This is a genomic window from Thalassospira sp. NFXS8 (assembly GCF_040148805.1).
In the GTDB taxonomy this organism is placed as follows: Bacteria; Pseudomonadota; Alphaproteobacteria; order Rhodospirillales; family Thalassospiraceae; genus Thalassospira.
Genome location: NZ_JAGEMF010000009.1, coordinates 39,169 through 54,610 on the forward strand (window position 1 = coordinate 39,169; position 15,442 = coordinate 54,610).

At 53.4% G+C, this 15,442-nt stretch carries 11 protein-coding genes; 1 reads left to right on the top strand and 10 read right to left on the bottom strand.

Annotated elements, in window-relative coordinates:
- Positions 1-3 precede the first annotated feature (3 nt).
- From J4E05_RS23810 to J4E05_RS23825, 4 genes are all read right to left on the bottom strand, one after another.
- On the bottom strand, positions 4-1,560 hold the full coding sequence (locus tag J4E05_RS23810) for a formate dehydrogenase beta subunit (RefSeq protein WP_349600941.1): 1,557 nt from the start codon (positions 1,558-1,560) through the stop codon (positions 4-6).
- Positions 1,557-2,036, bottom strand: a complete 480-nt coding sequence (locus tag J4E05_RS23815; protein WP_168184953.1) for a formate dehydrogenase subunit gamma — start codon at positions 2,034-2,036, stop codon at positions 1,557-1,559. The genes J4E05_RS23810 and J4E05_RS23815 overlap by 4 nt, the downstream gene beginning before the upstream one ends.
- 100 nt (positions 2,037-2,136) lie before the next feature.
- Positions 2,137-3,036, bottom strand: a complete 900-nt coding sequence (locus J4E05_RS23820; protein ID WP_085593766.1) for a LysR family transcriptional regulator — start codon at positions 3,034-3,036, stop codon at positions 2,137-2,139.
- Between the two features lie 185 nt (positions 3,037-3,221).
- A complete protein-coding gene (locus J4E05_RS23825) occupies positions 3,222-4,970 on the bottom strand; it encodes an OFA family MFS transporter (RefSeq protein ID WP_085593767.1) in 1,749 nt (582 codons plus the stop codon).
- A 449-nt stretch (positions 4,971-5,419) separates the two neighbouring features.
- Between J4E05_RS23825 and J4E05_RS23830 the strand changes: the two genes are divergently transcribed.
- A complete protein-coding gene (locus tag J4E05_RS23830) occupies positions 5,420-5,758 on the top strand; it encodes a hypothetical protein (RefSeq protein ID WP_139835674.1) in 339 nt (112 codons plus the stop codon).
- A gap of 111 nt (positions 5,759-5,869) precedes the next feature.
- Here J4E05_RS23830 and J4E05_RS23835 read toward each other — a convergent pair whose 3' ends face one another.
- From J4E05_RS23835 to J4E05_RS23860, 6 genes are all read right to left on the bottom strand, one after another.
- Positions 5,870-7,924 (bottom strand): sensor histidine kinase, encoded by a 2,055-nt coding sequence (locus J4E05_RS23835; RefSeq protein ID WP_349600945.1) that lies wholly within the window; start codon positions 7,922-7,924, stop codon positions 5,870-5,872.
- A complete protein-coding gene (locus tag J4E05_RS23840) occupies positions 7,917-9,473 on the bottom strand; it encodes a sigma-54-dependent transcriptional regulator (protein WP_349600948.1) in 1,557 nt (518 codons plus the stop codon). The genes J4E05_RS23835 and J4E05_RS23840 overlap by 8 nt, the downstream gene beginning before the upstream one ends.
- A 157-nt stretch (positions 9,474-9,630) precedes the next feature.
- Positions 9,631-10,365 (bottom strand): DUF4396 domain-containing protein, encoded by a 735-nt coding sequence (locus tag J4E05_RS23845; protein WP_349600951.1) that lies wholly within the window; start codon positions 10,363-10,365, stop codon positions 9,631-9,633.
- 107 nt (positions 10,366-10,472) lie between these two features.
- Positions 10,473-11,453, bottom strand: coding sequence for an SDR family oxidoreductase (locus J4E05_RS23850; protein ID WP_349600953.1), 981 nt, complete (start codon positions 11,451-11,453; stop codon positions 10,473-10,475).
- 52 nt (positions 11,454-11,505) lie between these two features.
- The gene (locus tag J4E05_RS23855) at positions 11,506-13,833 is read right to left on the bottom strand and encodes an FdhF/YdeP family oxidoreductase (protein ID WP_349600956.1); all 2,328 of its coding nucleotides are present in this window, start codon (positions 13,831-13,833) and stop codon (positions 11,506-11,508) included.
- Positions 13,834-14,010: 177 nt separating this feature from the next.
- Positions 14,011-15,006, bottom strand: a complete 996-nt coding sequence (locus J4E05_RS23860) for a hypothetical protein (RefSeq protein WP_349600958.1) — start codon at positions 15,004-15,006, stop codon at positions 14,011-14,013.
- Positions 15,007-15,442: the final 436 nt, after the last annotated feature.

Here is a 15,442-nt window from a genome sequence, read left to right on the forward strand (position 1 = left end):
TTCTTACTCCGCTGCAATATCAAGCGCGCGTGGCTTGAAATCTTCGGGGAAGTGGGTCAGCGCACTCAAAACCGGATAGGGGGTAAAACCACCCAACGCACAAAGGGAGCCGAACTTCATCGTGTCACACAAATCATGAAGCAGGTCGATCTGGGCTTCGGGTTCTTCGCCTTTGGCAATTTTATCAACGGTTTCAACGCCACGAACGGCGCCAATACGGCACGGTGTGCATTTGCCACAGCTTTCGATGGCGCAAAACTCCATCGCAAACCGGGCCTGTTTCATCAGATCAACGGTGTCGTCAAACACAACAATACCGGCATGGCCGATCAGGCCGTCGCGCTTGGCGAATTCTTCGTAATCAAACGGCGTCTCAAACAGATCGCGCGGGAAATAGGCGCCTAAAGGTCCACCTACCTGCACGGCGCGCACCGGGCGACCAGTGGCCGTGCCGCCGCCAATGTCGTCTACCAGTTCGCCCAATGTCAGGCCAAAGGCCGTTTCAAACAGGCCGCCAAATTTGATGTTACCGGCAAGCTGGATGGGAATAGTACCACGTGACCTTCCCATGCCAAAATCACGATAAAATTCCGCCCCCTTATCCATAATGATCGGAACGGATGCCAGCGACAGCACATTGTTCACCACCGTCGGGCGGCCCAGGAAGCCTTCAAGGGCAGGAAGTGGTGGTTTGGCGCGTACAACGCCGCGTTTGCCTTCAAGGCTGTTTAACAGCGATGTTTCTTCGCCGCAAACATAGGCCCCGGCCCCGGTGCGCACTTCCATGTCGAAATCATATTCCGAGCCCAGAATGTTTTTGCCCAGAATGCCGCCAGCACGGGCCACTTCAATGGCTTCTTCCATCACGCGGATGGCATCGGGATATTCGGAACGGGTATATAAATATCCTTTGGTCGCTCCGGTGGCGATCCCGGCAATGGCCATGCCTTCGATCAGAACAAAGGGCTCGCCTTCCATGATCATGCGGTCGGCAAAGGTGCCGCTATCGCCTTCATCGGCATTGCACACAATGTATTTTTGCGGGGATTCTGCCCCTAGCACCGTGTTCCATTTAACCCCGGTGGGAAAACCGGCCCCGCCGCGACCGCGCAGGCCGCTATCGGTGACCTGTTTAACAATGTCGGCCGGTTTCATGGTGACGGCCTTGTCCAGCCCGGCAAAGCCTTCATAGGTGCGGTAATCTTCTATCGAGAGCGGGTCGATAATACCGCAGCGGGCAAAGGTCAGTCGGGTCTGTTTTTTCAGGAACGGAATATCCTCGGTCGGGCCAAGGGCAAGCGGATGGTCGTGGCCTGCGATGAAATCGGCATCAAACAGGCTGGCAACATCTTTGGGGGTGACTGGGCCATAGGCAAAGCGCCCGTTGGGGGTTTCCACCTCGACCATCGGTTCCAGCCAGTACATGCCGCGTGATCCGTTGCGGACCAGTTTGGCATCCAGGTTGCGCGCACCAATTTCGTTTGAAACGGCGATGGCAACGTCATCTGCGCCAAGCGCGATAGACCCCGAATCCAGCGGGACGTAAATTTTAATGGTCATGAGCGTGCCTCCCCGATCAGGGTATCAAGGCGGTCTTCGTCGACACGGCCCACCAGTTTGTCGTCCATCAGGGCGGCAGGCGCACAGGCGCACAGGCCCAGGCAATAAACCGGTTCTAACGTGATGGCGTCATCGGCGGTGGTTTCGTGCCAATCCACATTCAGGGTGCGTTTTGCATGGTTTGCAACGCGGTCGGCCCCCATCGACTGGCAGGCTTCTGCCCGGCATATTTTAAGAACGTGGCGACCCGGATGTTCTTCCCGGAAATCATGGTAAAAGCTGGCAACACCATGAACTTCGGCACGGCTTAAATTCAGGCGGCTGGCAATAATTTGCAGGGCGGGTTGCGGGACAAAGCCAAATTCCTTTTGCACATCATGCAAAATTGGCAATAACGGGCCTTCCAGCTCGGCACGCGCATCAACGATGGCACCGACCCGAACGGACATTTCCTCGGTCGTAACAGATAAAGACAATGCAGCCTCTCTCACAAAGCAGTCTTTGTTTATTTTTATCAGTGTCGGCAAAACCGTCACTGCGTTCAATAGAGCGTTCCCGTTACGCGATAGCAAAACCTTATCGATCAGATTGCTGCGCTGCAGCAATTCGGGTTGCCTCCTTTAACAGCGCGGCAATAATGGGGGTCTGCGGTTCGCGACTTGCGGTAATCAGGCCGACCTGATGGCGGGCATCGGGATTGGTGATTGGGACAGCCCGAATGCGGTCGGGCAGGCCAAAGGTCTGAATCATTTTTTCAGGCATAATGCTGGCCCAGTTCCCTGTTTGCACATGGGAAAACAGCGCAATCATCGAATCCGATACCAGTGTCGGGTTGGCGTCAACACCGGCTTCAGCCAAATGATTGTCGATGATACGGCGATTTTGCATGTCCGGCGTCAGCAGGCATAGCGGCAGTTTGCTGGCTTCGTGCCAGGTAATGCTTTCATTTTGGCAGTGGTCCGCATGGATGGACGTCACCAGTAAATAGCGTTCGTCATAAAGCGGCACCTTTGTCACCCGGCCCAACGGTTCATTGTCCAGGTATGTAATCCCGGCATCGACTTCCAGGTTTTCCAGCAAAGCGCGGATTTCGCCCGATGTGCGTGAAAGCACCGAAAAGGTAATATCGGGGTGCTTCTCGCGAAACGGTGTCGTCAGTTCCTGCACCATGGCAAGGGCGGTGGGGATGACGGCAATTTTGACCTTGCCCGTCAGGCCCAGGCGCATGGCACGCATTTCATCGCGCATGGAACGTGCACTGCCAACAATATGCCGGGCCCAGTCCAAAACCCGTTCGCCTTCCAGGGTCAGGCCCTGAAACCGCGATCCGCGCCGTACCAGCATCACACCCAACTGGTCTTCCAATTGCCGGATGGCACTGGAAAGGGTGGGCTGGGTTACGCCACAGGCTTCGGCGGCATGACCAAAATGCTGCTCGCGGGCCAGCACCATAAACATCTCAAGTTTGTCGATCATTGTTGCCCCGTACCGGTCATACTATGCATCCCGGTCCGTTTAAGGTGGTTTTGTTGCAGGCAGGTTAACCGATTTGGGGCGGATACCTGCAACAAAACCTTTTTCGTTATGTGGGTATTATTGTGAAAATACCCGCATTAACGAACTGTGGCACCCCTTTTTGGGGCACCACAATCCCTGATGGTTCAGGCTTTCGAGGCTTCGGCTGCCGTTCTGGCATCTTCGGCGTCAAAATCGTTATTGCCTGCGGTTTCCATGTAATGTTTGTCATGGATCGGTTTGACCAGCGCATTGGCGATCAGGCCAATGACCAGCAAGCCCGCCATGGCATACATGGTGGTGTTATAAAGGCTTGATGTCGGGTCAATTGTGCCGGCAGGGGCAATTTCCATCAACCGGGCGATGGTTACGGTTTTCGCCGCTACCAGCTGGTCGATCTGTTCAATGCCGGCCCCGAATTTTTGCTGGAAAGCAGCCGGGTCAATTTTGCTGGCCAGATCGGTAATGGAATTGGTTACCGATGCCTGACGTAACTGCGTAATGGCAAGCGGGCCAAGGACGCCAGCCGTGCTCCATGCGGTAAGCAACCGGCCATGAATACCACCGACATATTTGGTGCCGAAAATATCAGCCAGATATGCCGGTACGGTGGCAAAGCCGCCGCCATACATGGTGAAGATAATCATGGTTGCGGCATAGAACATCACAAGCCAGGTAATGGCCGGGTTGACGCTGACCTGCTCGGCGGCAAACGGGATTGACAGATACAGAATGATGCCAAGGATGAAGAAGCAGAAATAGGTGTTTTTGCGCCCGATATAATCCGAGATCGAGGCCCAGAAAAACCGCCCGCACATGTTAAAGACCGAAATCATAAACACATAGGTGGCGGCAAAGGCCGAATTGACGACCAAAGGCAGGGTTGACCCGAAAATTTCCGACATCATGGTTTTGGCAACGCCAATCACCCCGATGCCAGCGGTCACGTTAAAGCACAGAACGATCCATAGCAGGTAAAACTGCGGGGTTTTCAATGCCTGGTCAATATGAACGTTTTTATGCGTGATCATACGCTTGGATGCGGCATCTTCGGTCGGCGGGGTCCAGCCGGCTGGCAGCCACCCTTCGCGCGGTACGCGATAGGAAAAGGATGCAATGATCATGACAATGAAATAGGCAACGCCAAGGGTAAAGAAGGTGGAAGCCGCACCGGTGTTACCCGTGCCAACCACATACACACCTTCTTGCAGCGGAACCGGGGCAGATGCCACCTGTGCCGCGCCGGCAACAACCACTTCCACCATCTGGCCGCCAACTTCGGCCATGCGTTTGCCGCCTTCGGTGACCATGTTGATGGCACCTTCGGCACCCAGGTAATCCGGGGCCTTATAGAAAAATGCCAGCAGGGATTCCTTGATCGGCGTTGCAATCATGGCGCCGCCGCCAAAGCCCATAATGGCCATGCCGGTTGCCATGCCGCGCCGGTCGGGAAACCATCGGATCAGGGTTGATACCGGCGATACATAACCCAGACCAAGGCCGCAGCCGCCAATGGCACCATAGCCCAGATAAACCAGCCATAACTGGTGGGTCATAATGCCGAAACCACCAATGATAAAACCGCCACCCCAGCAAAATGCGGCAACCACACCCACCATGCGCGGGCCGACTTCTTCCAGCCATTTGCCACCAAAGGCGGCGGCAAGACCCAAAAAGACGATGGCGACAGAGAAAATCCAGACAACAGATTTAAGGCCCCAGTCCCCCGACGAGGCCGCAACCACGCCAAATTCCTTGATCAGGGGCGGGTTAAAAATGCTCCAGGCGTAAACGGAGCCAATGCATAAATGAATGGCGATGGATGCTGGCGGAACCTTCCAGCGGTTGAAATCGTCATGCGCGACGATATGTTCCTTTTTCAGGCTATCAAACATTCAGATTTTCCTCCCGGTATTCTGTTTTTTCAGACCCTTGATCGGTCCGTCCGTGGTTGACCGGAGCAAACATCACCGCAAAACCCGTGCCATTTCTTTCAATGGCAGGGTTTTGGCGGGGTTATTGGAAGGTTTCTGATTGTTTTCATCTATCGACCGATTGGGAGGTGGACAAATTGTCCAACTATTTTTGAAATATCACCGCTGATAGGGACATTTTGTCCAACGCGCGAGGCGAGATTGGTTGCCAATGCTGCGCAGCATTTTTGGCGCATATATCGGGCTTGCCCGGGTGTTAAAGCTTTGTGCGTGGCTGTGTTAGCTTAATTGCCATAATGAAGCCCGAAAGCAGGTTTTTATCCATTTTTATTGATCAAAATGTAACCGTTAACGGGCTTGTTTCTGTCCGAAGTTATGGTTTGCCAACGGATAAGCAGGTGATTTGGAAAATGCGTATTTTAAATATTATGCAGGTTTTTGCCGGTGTGGTGCTTGTGGTTTCCTATGTGCAAATGGCACAGGCAGGGCAAAGTGCCGCAGCAAGCTGGACCGAAAAGAAATGTCGCCTGTTTACAAATTTCAGTATTGAAAATGGGGGTGAGGGATCCGGTTTGGGGCAGGATTTTTTGACCCGTCAAAACCGGTTTATCCAGTCGGGCTGTGTCGCGCGCATTCATGTTTGCCCGACCAGCCCGGCCGAACTGGACTATGCCAATCGCATGTCGATTTTAATGATCAATGAAGGGGCAACAGGGTCGTTTTTACCGTTCTTGTGCGATCAGCAATAATATCAAACCATCATGAAACAGCTACAGGCATATGGCGGTAGCTCCGCTGAGGCTGTTTGCGCGATCAAGTTAGCCGGTTTTGGTCAACGCGTCGTGGTTGATGTTTACGGTTTAGCTGGCTTCAGGCAGCCAGATCAGGAAGGTTGTACCTTCGCCTGGCGTGCTGGTAACGTCAAAACTGCCGCCTTGCCGGTCAATCAGGGTTTTACTGATCGACAGGCCCAGACCCGTGCCTTCGCGGCGTTTGGTGGTAAAAAACGGATCAAAAATACGCGTCAGGACATCGGCGGGCATGCCAATGCCGGTGTCGGCAACGGTAATTAAAATGCCGGGTTCCCCGTCGCGGGCCATGTCCTGATCCATCAGGGTCAAAGTGCCGCCATCGGGCATGGCATGCAGGGCATTAACAATCAGGTTGACCAGCACCTGTTGCAATTCGGTCCGGTTCATTACGATGAAACGGGTCGAGGTATGGGTCAGCGTTACGTTGATGGCGGCGCGGTTTAACAGATGTTGCACCAGAGGCAAGCAGTCATTGATGACTTCACCCGCATCGTGGCGTTCAACAAAACCGGCATATTCCTCGGGTTTGGCAAATTGCAGCAGTTTGGTCATGATCTGGTTGATGCGGCTGACCTGTTCGTCGATCAGGCGAATTTCGGTGCGGGCGATATTGGCGTTGTCGCCCAAAAGGTTGCACATCACATCAAAATTTCCCTGCAACACCGCGACCGGGTTGTTAATTTCATGGGCAACTCCGGCAGTAATTTCGCCAATCGCGGCCAGTTTTTCCGACATGATCAGTTGTTTGGTCGCCGCTTCAAGCTGCTGGTTGGCCTTTTGCAGTTCGGCCGTACGTTCATCAACGCGGGTGTTAAGTTCGTCATTCCAGTGGCGCAGTTGTCGGTCGCGTTGCTGTACTTGATCGAGCAAATCATCCAGATGCATGGCAACATGGGATATTTCGTCGCGGGCGGCAGGCAGGTTGGTGCGCGCACCCAAATCGCCATTTTCAACCCGGGCAATGGTACGGGTCATGCGCTCCAGTGGCTTAAAAATGCCACGTGCCCAGCGCAAAAACACCGGGATGGTAATGGTGGCAACCACCAGAAAGGCACCAAATATTAAAATCAGGCTTTCATATTTGGTTTGGGTAAAGGGTTTTTCCAAAAAGCCGACATAAAGCATGCCCACCCGTTTGCCAAAACTGTCCGTGATCGGTTCATAGGCCGAAATGTACCAGTCATTGACCACGAACGCCCGGTCCAGCCACACCTTGCCGTCCCCCAAAACCGCAGATCGCACGGCACCCGACACGCGCGTGCCCAGAGCACGGCGGTTTTCAAACAGGCGTACATTGGTTGATATGCGCACATCATCCAAAAACAGGGTGGCTGTCCCCTGGCTGCCTTCGGGCAGGCTGCTGGCGCGATACACCAGGTCATTGATGGTATCGATGAAGACAAGGTTCTGGTTCAGCAAAATGCCGCCAACCAATGCCCCTGTGCTGCCGTCGGGCAGTGCCACATGGCTGGCGGAATGCACCACCATGCCCCGGCTTTCAATGTTTTGGTCGGTCGGCATGGCATTTGGCGTATCGATCAGGTCAAGGCGGGCGCGGCGCGCCATGGCGGGTGAAATTGCCGCAAGGTCGCTATTTTTAAAAATATCAACGGCGGTGGATGATCCACCCTGAAGGGCTGTCTGAATAACCGGCCAGTTTTGGCTGATCATCGGGTTGGCGGTGGCCGTGGCAGGTGATGCACTGGTAACCTGCGCGCGACTGGTGATCAGATATAAAAAATCCAGTCCCATTTTCTGACGTTGCCGGTCAAGCAGGGCAGCAAGGTTCTGGTCCTGATCCAGGTTCTGGTGAAGGTTGTTGTCGCGCAGGGCATCGCGAAACGAAACCGATTGGCCCAATGCCTCGATCTGTTTGCCGGTATTTTCCAGAATATGGCTGAAATACTGATGGGCGATGGTAAGGTCGCCATGCACCTTTGATGTCAACAGGGCATCAAATTTGCCATTCCACCGGGCCATCATAAAACCCAGCATCAGTGGCAAAATCACCAGCGTTGGCAACAAGGCAATGGCCAGCAATCGAAACCGGACAGATCGCCCGCCCGGTTCAATGGTTGCTTGCGGTGACGGCGGCCTAGTCATTCCATGCCGCACATTTGCGGTCGATGGTTTTGCGTGAAATGCCCAGTCTGCGTGCGGCTTCGTTGCGATTGCCCCCGGTTTTATGCAGCATGGTCATGATGTGGCGACGTTCAAGTTCGTCCAGCGTTTCGGTTTCGCTGCTATCGGAAAAACGGGCGTCATCGTTCCGAAATTCAGGGGGGAAACGCCCCAAAATAAGCGATCGTTCAATTAAATTGCGTAATTCACGCACATTTCCCGGCCAGTTATAGCGGGTTAATCCGGCCCGAACGGCTCCGTCCATTGTTACGGGCGGCATACCCAGTTGCTTGCCCAGTTTGTTCATAAACAAACCGGCCAGTTCCAGCACATCATCGCCGCGATCGCGCAAGGGGGGCATGTGCATTTGCATCACATTAATCCGGTAAAATAAATCTGCGCGGAAATTCCCGGCTTCAACCTCGGCCTCCAGATCGGCATTGGTGGCGAAAATAAAGCGTAAATCAACCGGTGCCTCGCGTTCGGACCCGACGGGACGAATGCGCCGGTCTTCAATGGCGCGCAAAAGCTTGCTTTGGGTTGCCAGCGGTAATTCGCCAATTTCATCCAAAAACAGGGTGCCGCCCTGGGCATGTAAAAACAGGCCGTCGCGGGCGTGATTGGCACCGGTAAAGGCACCTTTTAAATGGCCAAACAGTTCCGCCTCGATCATATCGGTCGGGATGGCAGCGCAATTCACCGGGACAAAGGGTTTGTCGGCGCGGTCTGACAATGCATGGATGGACCTTGCCGTGACTTCCTTGCCAGTGCCGCTTTCCCCCGAAATCAAAATGGATGTCGGCAGCGGGGCAACACGGGCGATGGTATCGCGAATATCCTGAATTTCGGGGGAATAGCCAATCAGCTTGTCGCGCAGCAATACATGGTCGGATGTTGATCTTAATTCATGGCGCAACACATAGTTTTCCCGGCGCAGACGCATCCGGTCAAGGCAGCGGGCAACGGCGTTTAATATCTGGTTGGATCGAAAGGGCTTTAATACAAAATCAACCGCGCCCGCCCGCAATGCCTTGATTGCGGTATCAAGGTCGGCATAGGCGGTCATTAATATGGCGTCGGCAAAAAAACCGATTTCGCGTTGTTCCATAAGCCATTCGACACCGCTTTTACCTGGCATGATGTTATCAAGGATCACGACATCAAAATGATGTTCATCAAGCTTGCGCGATGCCTCGCTGCTATCGGCGGCTTCCTCCAGCCGTTTGCAACGTGGGCCAAGGGTGCGGGCAAGAAAATTGCGCATGCCCGGTTCGTCATCGACAATCAGGATCGATGCCTGCGCCAGCCACGGGCCAAATTCCGGCCCCGGCCCGTTTTCGCTGGTATCCTTGCGCGGTGTATCTTCCTGTGTGTCGGGCGTGGGGGCCGCGTGGGCGGGCGCGGGACTTTTATCCATTGGCGAAATATCGGCACGCGACGCATTTTCGGCATCCGCATTGCGGTTTGCCGGGGGCAGCGGTGTATAAACATGCGCGGGTTTCCCCGGCGCATTTTGTGCGGTCGATCTCATAATGTTCCTCCGCCGATTTTATCTTGTTTTTTTGCAGATTAGATCAGTCGGCGGGGAAAAGCAAAACAGGCAAAAGGACAGGCCTGTTTCGCCCTTTGGGGCAACGGGCCTGTCAGACGGGTTTGGCACCGAAATCCGGGGCAGGTGGCTGCGGCAATTACATCTTTTCTTTCACGCCGCTTTTGATCAGCCAGGTATTAACGGGATAGGATGTTGCAAAGCCACACCACATGGCGATTTGCATCATGAACCAGAATTCAACCGATGCGACCTCAAGCTCTGCTCCCAGCATGTCCTTGAATATCAGGAAATGGGCAATTGCCATAAAACCATACATGCCCACCTGCCACGATATCAACGACAGGGTATCGGCCTTGATTGCCTGATAAATGCCCTGCCCAAAGCTAAGATCACGCATCGGTTTGATGGTGAAATACTGAAAAACCACGCCAAAACCGAACGCCAGAATAAAATCCAGTATCCAGGTGGCATACATTTTTTCAGAAAAGAACGAAGGATATCCCAGCCACACGGCGATGGCAGGCACAAAAAATACCAGCCATTCGGCAATGATATCGCCCAGGGCACAACCACTGCCACAATGCGCGGTTCCTTTGGCCACCATAATACCAAACGGGGTAAAGCGTTTATTGGGCGGGGTTTTGTTGTTTTTCATCGCGGGCATCATTGATCCGTGCGATGCCAGTACCCCATAACGAAAATACAGCCACAAGGCCGCAACCGATGCAAATAGCGCAAATAGCGGCCACACCACATTCATGATCCACATGTGCTGCGGGTCGCGCATTTCGGCGATTATAATGACAATGGCACTTACCAGCCCCATCAACAGCGAAATGATGGCAATGGCATGCAGCCAGTCGGGAATCATAACGGACTCCTTGTTTTTTCGGGTTCTTTGTCAGTCAGGGTCTTGCCGTTGGCTGTATATGTGACGTGGCGGGCTGTTAATGCCCGTCCCTGTTATCTTGCAGGGCTTTAATAGCCGCCAATAACTGGCAGTATTTCGCCAGTGATATAGCTTGAGCAGTGCGAGGATGCCAAAAACACATAGGCCGGTGCCAGTTCTTCGGGCTGGGCAGGACGTTTCATCGGCGTGTTGGCGCCAAATGTTTCGACTTCCCCGGCCGGGCGATCAGACGGGTTAAGGGGCGACCATACCGGGCCAGGCGCAACGGCATTTACGCGAATACCCCGATCTATCAGGTTAGACCCCAATGCACGGGTAAAGGCATGAATGCCGCCCTTGCTCATGGAATAGTCCAATAATTGCCAATTCCCGGAAATCCCGGTCGTGGACCCCGTATTGACGATTGCTGACCCGTTTTTCATGTGCGGTATCGCGGCACGCGCCATTTGAAAATAGCCATGTAAATTGGTTCTGATGGTTTCATCAAAATGAAGGTCGCTTAAATCCTCAATTTCGCGGGTATGGACCTGAAAAGCGGCGTTATTGACCAGAACATCAAGTCCCCCCAGTTCTGAAACGGTTGTTTCAACGGCCTCGTTGCAGAAATCGGTTTCGCGGACATCACCGCGCAGCAAAAGGCATTTTTGCCCTTCTTTAATTATGGCATCCTGGGTGGTTTTGGCATCACGGTCTTCATCAAGATACGAAATTGCAATATCGGCCCCTTCGCGGGCCATTAATATCGCAACCGAACGGCCAATGCCGGAATCACCCCCTGTAATAAGGGCAACTTTACCCGCCAGTTTACCTGATCCCTTGTAAAAGGGCGCATCATACATTGTCTCGGGCGATAAACTGGCTTCAGTGCCGGGTTTGTTCTGATGGGTTTTTTCAAATGGCGGTACGGGATAATCACGTGCCCCGGCCTGCATCGCATTATTGTTGCGTTCAGGCGCGGCGGCATCGGCCTTTGCCACTTCATCCTGTATCTGTTGTTGTCGTTGTACGGTGTTGGTAATTGCGGCTTCGCGTTTGTCATCGGGGCGCATGGTATGCTCCTTCCTACGTTATGGCGAAATGGGGGCAGTCAGGGGGAATTTTCTAATGCCGGTTTTGTTGCAACGTTTTTTCAATGCGTACGGGAATGGATTTTGCTGCTGGAACATGGGCCGTACGTGACCGGTGAAATAACGGCATTAACGGGTTTAGTTCCGGGTAATATCCGGCGCAATTTCCCTCCGGGATCGAATAGGGTACAACGCGCAGGCCATCAACCCGGCGCTCAACCCCGTCGGATGTTGCACCCGTCAGATTAACCATTTCGCCGTCGGTTAATGCCAGTCTTTCAATGTCTTTCGGGTTTAGCAAAATCACCATGCGGGTGCCGTGGATGCCACGTAACCGGTCGTCGTACCCATAAACGGTGGTATTGAACTGATCATTGGACCGAATTGTCAGCAAAGTTAGAACATCAATGCCGTTGGCGTGTATGTCCGGGTCAGTATCAAGGTTTTGCGGGGTGATGAAATTGGCTTTGCCATTATCCGTTTTCCATTCGCGTTTGCAGGCGACAATATTGCGATGAAACCCGCCCGGATGGGTAAAGCGCTGGTTGAAATCCTTAAAATCATCGGGATAGGCGCGCTCGATTGCATCGCGAATTTTGGCATAATCATCTATCCACTCCTGCCAGGGTACATCGGCTTTGTCTTTGCAGGTGGCGATTGCCAATTGGGCAATAATTGCGGGCTCGGATAGTAATTTGTCACTTGCCGGGGCGCGGTTGCCAAAGGATCCGTGAATATTGGCTGTCGAATCTTCCATCGATACCCACTGGTCACCTGTTACCTGGGTGTCGCGTTCGCTCCGCCCCAGACAGGGCAGTAAATAGGTGGCCCGTGTTGTCAGCAAATGATTGCGGTTTAGTTTGGTTGCAATTTGCACATGCAAATCCATGCGCCGCCAGGCTTTTTCCACCAGGGCTGTGTCGGGAACAGCGCGGGAAAAATTGCCACCCAGGCCGATAAACCCCTTAACCGTCCCGTTTAACATCCCTTCGCAGGCTTCAACGGTATCCTTGCCTTTGTGGCGCGGTGGCTCAAAGCGGTAAAATTCGGCCAGCTTGTCCAGCGGCACCAATTCGGGTTTCTCCGAAATGCCAACCGTGCGCTGCCCTTGTACGTTGCTATGCCCGCGTACCGGCGAAATACCCGCACCTTCCTTGCCAATATTGCCGCGCATCAACAACATGTTGCACAGCATCTGCACGTTTTCCACACCCTCCCGGTGTTGGGTCAGGCCCATGCCATAATTGGCAATGACCCGTTCCTTGCTGGCATAAAGGGCGGCAATACGTTCAATTTCGGCCCGTTCAATGCCGGACCGTGTGACAATTTCATCCCAGTTTGCGGCACGCAGGAAGGCGCAAAATTCTTCAAAGCCGCTGGTATGCTGCGTAATAAAATCGTGGTCCAGCACCGCAGGTTTGCCAGCTTTTCGGGCTTCGGCTTCCAGCACCAGCAAATGTTTGCAAATACCGGTTAAAACAGACAAATCCCCGCCGGATTTTACCTGTAAAAAGTCGCTCGACATTTCGGTGCCCGGGCCGGGCGATAACATCTCGGTGGGGGATTGCGGGTTTTTAAACCGCACCAGGCCGCGTTCGGGCAGCGGGTTAAACGTCACCAGCGGAACACCGCGTTTTCGCGCTTCTTGCAACGGGTGCAACATGCGCGGGGCGTTCACGCCAACATTATGACCAATAAAAAAGATCATGTCGCATTTGGCAAAATCTTCCAGTTGTACCGTTCCCACAGGCGATCCAATGGATTTGGGCAGGCCTACGGATGTGGATTCATGGCACATGTTGGATGAATCGGGCAGGTTATTGGACCCGTAAATACGAGCAAATAACTGATACATATGCGATGCCTCCAGCGAAGCGCGGCCCGAGGCATAAAAAATAACATCATCCGGGTTCAACTGGTTGAGTTCGGCGGCGATTTCGCGAAAGGCGACATTCCATTCTATCGGTTCGTATTTGTCGATTTCGGCGTTGTATTTCAGGGGCGTGCTTAACCGCCCTGCTTTTTCCAGATCGTGGTCGTTCCACTCCAAAAGCTCGGTGACGGTATGGCGCGCGAAAAAATTGCTATCAGCACGATGCGGGTCATGCTCCCAAATCGTTGCTTTGGCCCCGTTTTCGCAAAATTCGAACGTACCGGGTTCGCGGGGTTTGGCCCATGAACACGAAACACACATAAACCCGTCAGGTTTGTTTTGCTCGCCCAGCAGCGACCATATGTCGGATGCCAAAAGTCCGTTTTCCTCGGCCTTTTTTATCAGCGATTTCAAGGAACCCCAGCCCCCTGTCGGGCTGTCATATTCCTTGATAACAATATCTTCTGGGTCCAGTTCGGAACGTTTCATGATCATCACCCGACATCGTAAAACACAGCCGGTTGGCAGGCGCCAAAGGGCCGAATGCAGGACGCATTCTCTGATGTTAACGATCACAGCCGGTTCATGTTCCTAAAACCGGCCGTGTCTGCCAACGGGTGGTGGGCCGATACGGTTTTAAAAGCCCGGGTTTGGTCGGTGTGTGTTTTAGGCCCCGTTGTTATTAAGGCTTTGGCATGACAACCGATAATGGCAGGACCACGGATGTGCCGCTTGTAACGCAACACCGCTTTTAGGCATTCCGGACGGGGACAGATCATTGCGATCGAAATAGGAATTTACCGGTTCAATCCCGATGCCCTGGAAATGTGGCGCCGGGCTGATGGCACCAAGGCCGGGATTCGCGACCCAGATCAGGCAATTTGGAAAATCAGTCGGGTTCCAGCTTAAACAGGCGCGAAACCCTTCCTGTTTGTAATTCAGGGCCATATTTCCCCGGCTGTCAAAGACCGAGACAATTTCTTCGCCTAATTGTGCCGTTTGCTGCCAGATATTGATGTGCTGTCCATCCTTGCGCAAAACCTGTCCTGTTGCGCCAACGCGCTCATGCGCGCCAAGCTGGCTTGCGACCGGGGCAATATCCAATGGTGCCGTCATGGCATGGCCATAGTCACCGGGGGTTATTTCAAAGGCATCTTCTTCTTGCGGCAGGCGGAAAATCGGGTGTAGCCCGACCGGCAGGGTACAGTCTTTATTGACATATATAGTAAGACGACATTCGATTGCCGGGCTGTCTGGTCGCAGGCGGAGGGTGCGAACCAGTTTTTTGACGACATGCCCCGCCGGGTAATCAATGCCAAGCCGCAGGCTGGTATCGGTGCGTTCTTCCAGATGCCATATATTGTCGCTGCCATATCCGTGATGATGGCTGTCATTGGCGGTGCTGCCAAAAGGTACGCAGGGCCATTCCCCTCCGATATTCTGGATATGGGCAGGCACATCGCCGATCGCCGTCTCATGCCATGATGCTTCTGCCAGCGGTGTTACTGTTTGGCCATCGCCCAGGTGAAAGCGCACATTATGTATGGCAGCCCCGGTGGCAAAAACATCCAGATCGGTAAACGCATTGGCAATATGCCATTTTTCCTGTTTGGCGACGCTCTCACGCAAACGGGCAGCATCTGGAGACGAATGTTGGGGCATAAGGCAATCCTGTGGTGTTTTTGACGATGCCGGTATCGGCATTGAATCGTGCTTTTGCTGATAATAATCCGCCCAGCTTTGCCCAAAGCCCCACAGGCGTCAATCTCAATAGGCTGTAAGAATCACTTTCAGGCAGGAGTCCGAACCTCATGGTTGCCAAAGGTCTGCAATCATTCTCCCTTTTGCCGGTCATGATCTTTCGGGGGAAAATTGCTCAATATTTAAGTGTTTGTTTTAAAACGATTTTCAATAAAAACGTCACAAACGTGATTTTTGTTTAAAAAAGGTGTTTACAGGTTGGCGATAGGTGCCTATAACCCGCCTCCACCGACGGGGTGCGGCGCTGGTTACTAGGGCGACGCGGACTGGTCGGGGCGGGGATTTTCCCCGGAGTTCTTTGACATTGTTGATCAGTAGGAAGGGATGCGCGGGCGGC

Bases quoted from the DNA above. Each gene is read 5' to 3' on its own strand.
- J4E05_RS23810 (WP_349600941.1), bottom strand. From the start codon at position 1,560: ATGACCATTAAAATTTACGTCCCGCTGGATTCGGGGTCTATCGCGCTT.
- J4E05_RS23820 (WP_085593766.1), bottom strand. From the start codon at position 3,036: ATGATCGACAAACTTGAGATGTTTATGGTGCTGGCCCGCGAGCAGCAT.
- J4E05_RS23825 (WP_085593767.1), bottom strand. From the start codon at position 4,970: ATGTTTGATAGCCTGAAAAAGGAACATATCGTCGCGCATGACGATTTC.
- J4E05_RS23830 (WP_139835674.1), top strand. From the start codon at position 5,420: ATGCGTATTTTAAATATTATGCAGGTTTTTGCCGGTGTGGTGCTTGTG.
- J4E05_RS23835 (WP_349600945.1), bottom strand. From the start codon at position 7,924: ATGACTAGGCCGCCGTCACCGCAAGCAACCATTGAACCGGGCGGGCGA.
- J4E05_RS23840 (WP_349600948.1), bottom strand. From the start codon at position 9,473: ATGAGATCGACCGCACAAAATGCGCCGGGGAAACCCGCGCATGTTTAT.
- J4E05_RS23845 (WP_349600951.1), bottom strand. From the start codon at position 10,365: ATGATTCCCGACTGGCTGCATGCCATTGCCATCATTTCGCTGTTGATG.
- J4E05_RS23850 (WP_349600953.1), bottom strand. From the start codon at position 11,453: ATGCGCCCCGATGACAAACGCGAAGCCGCAATTACCAACACCGTACAA.
- J4E05_RS23855 (WP_349600956.1), bottom strand. From the start codon at position 13,833: ATGAAACGTTCCGAACTGGACCCAGAAGATATTGTTATCAAGGAATAT.
- J4E05_RS23860 (WP_349600958.1), bottom strand. From the start codon at position 15,006: ATGCCCCAACATTCGTCTCCAGATGCTGCCCGTTTGCGTGAGAGCGTC.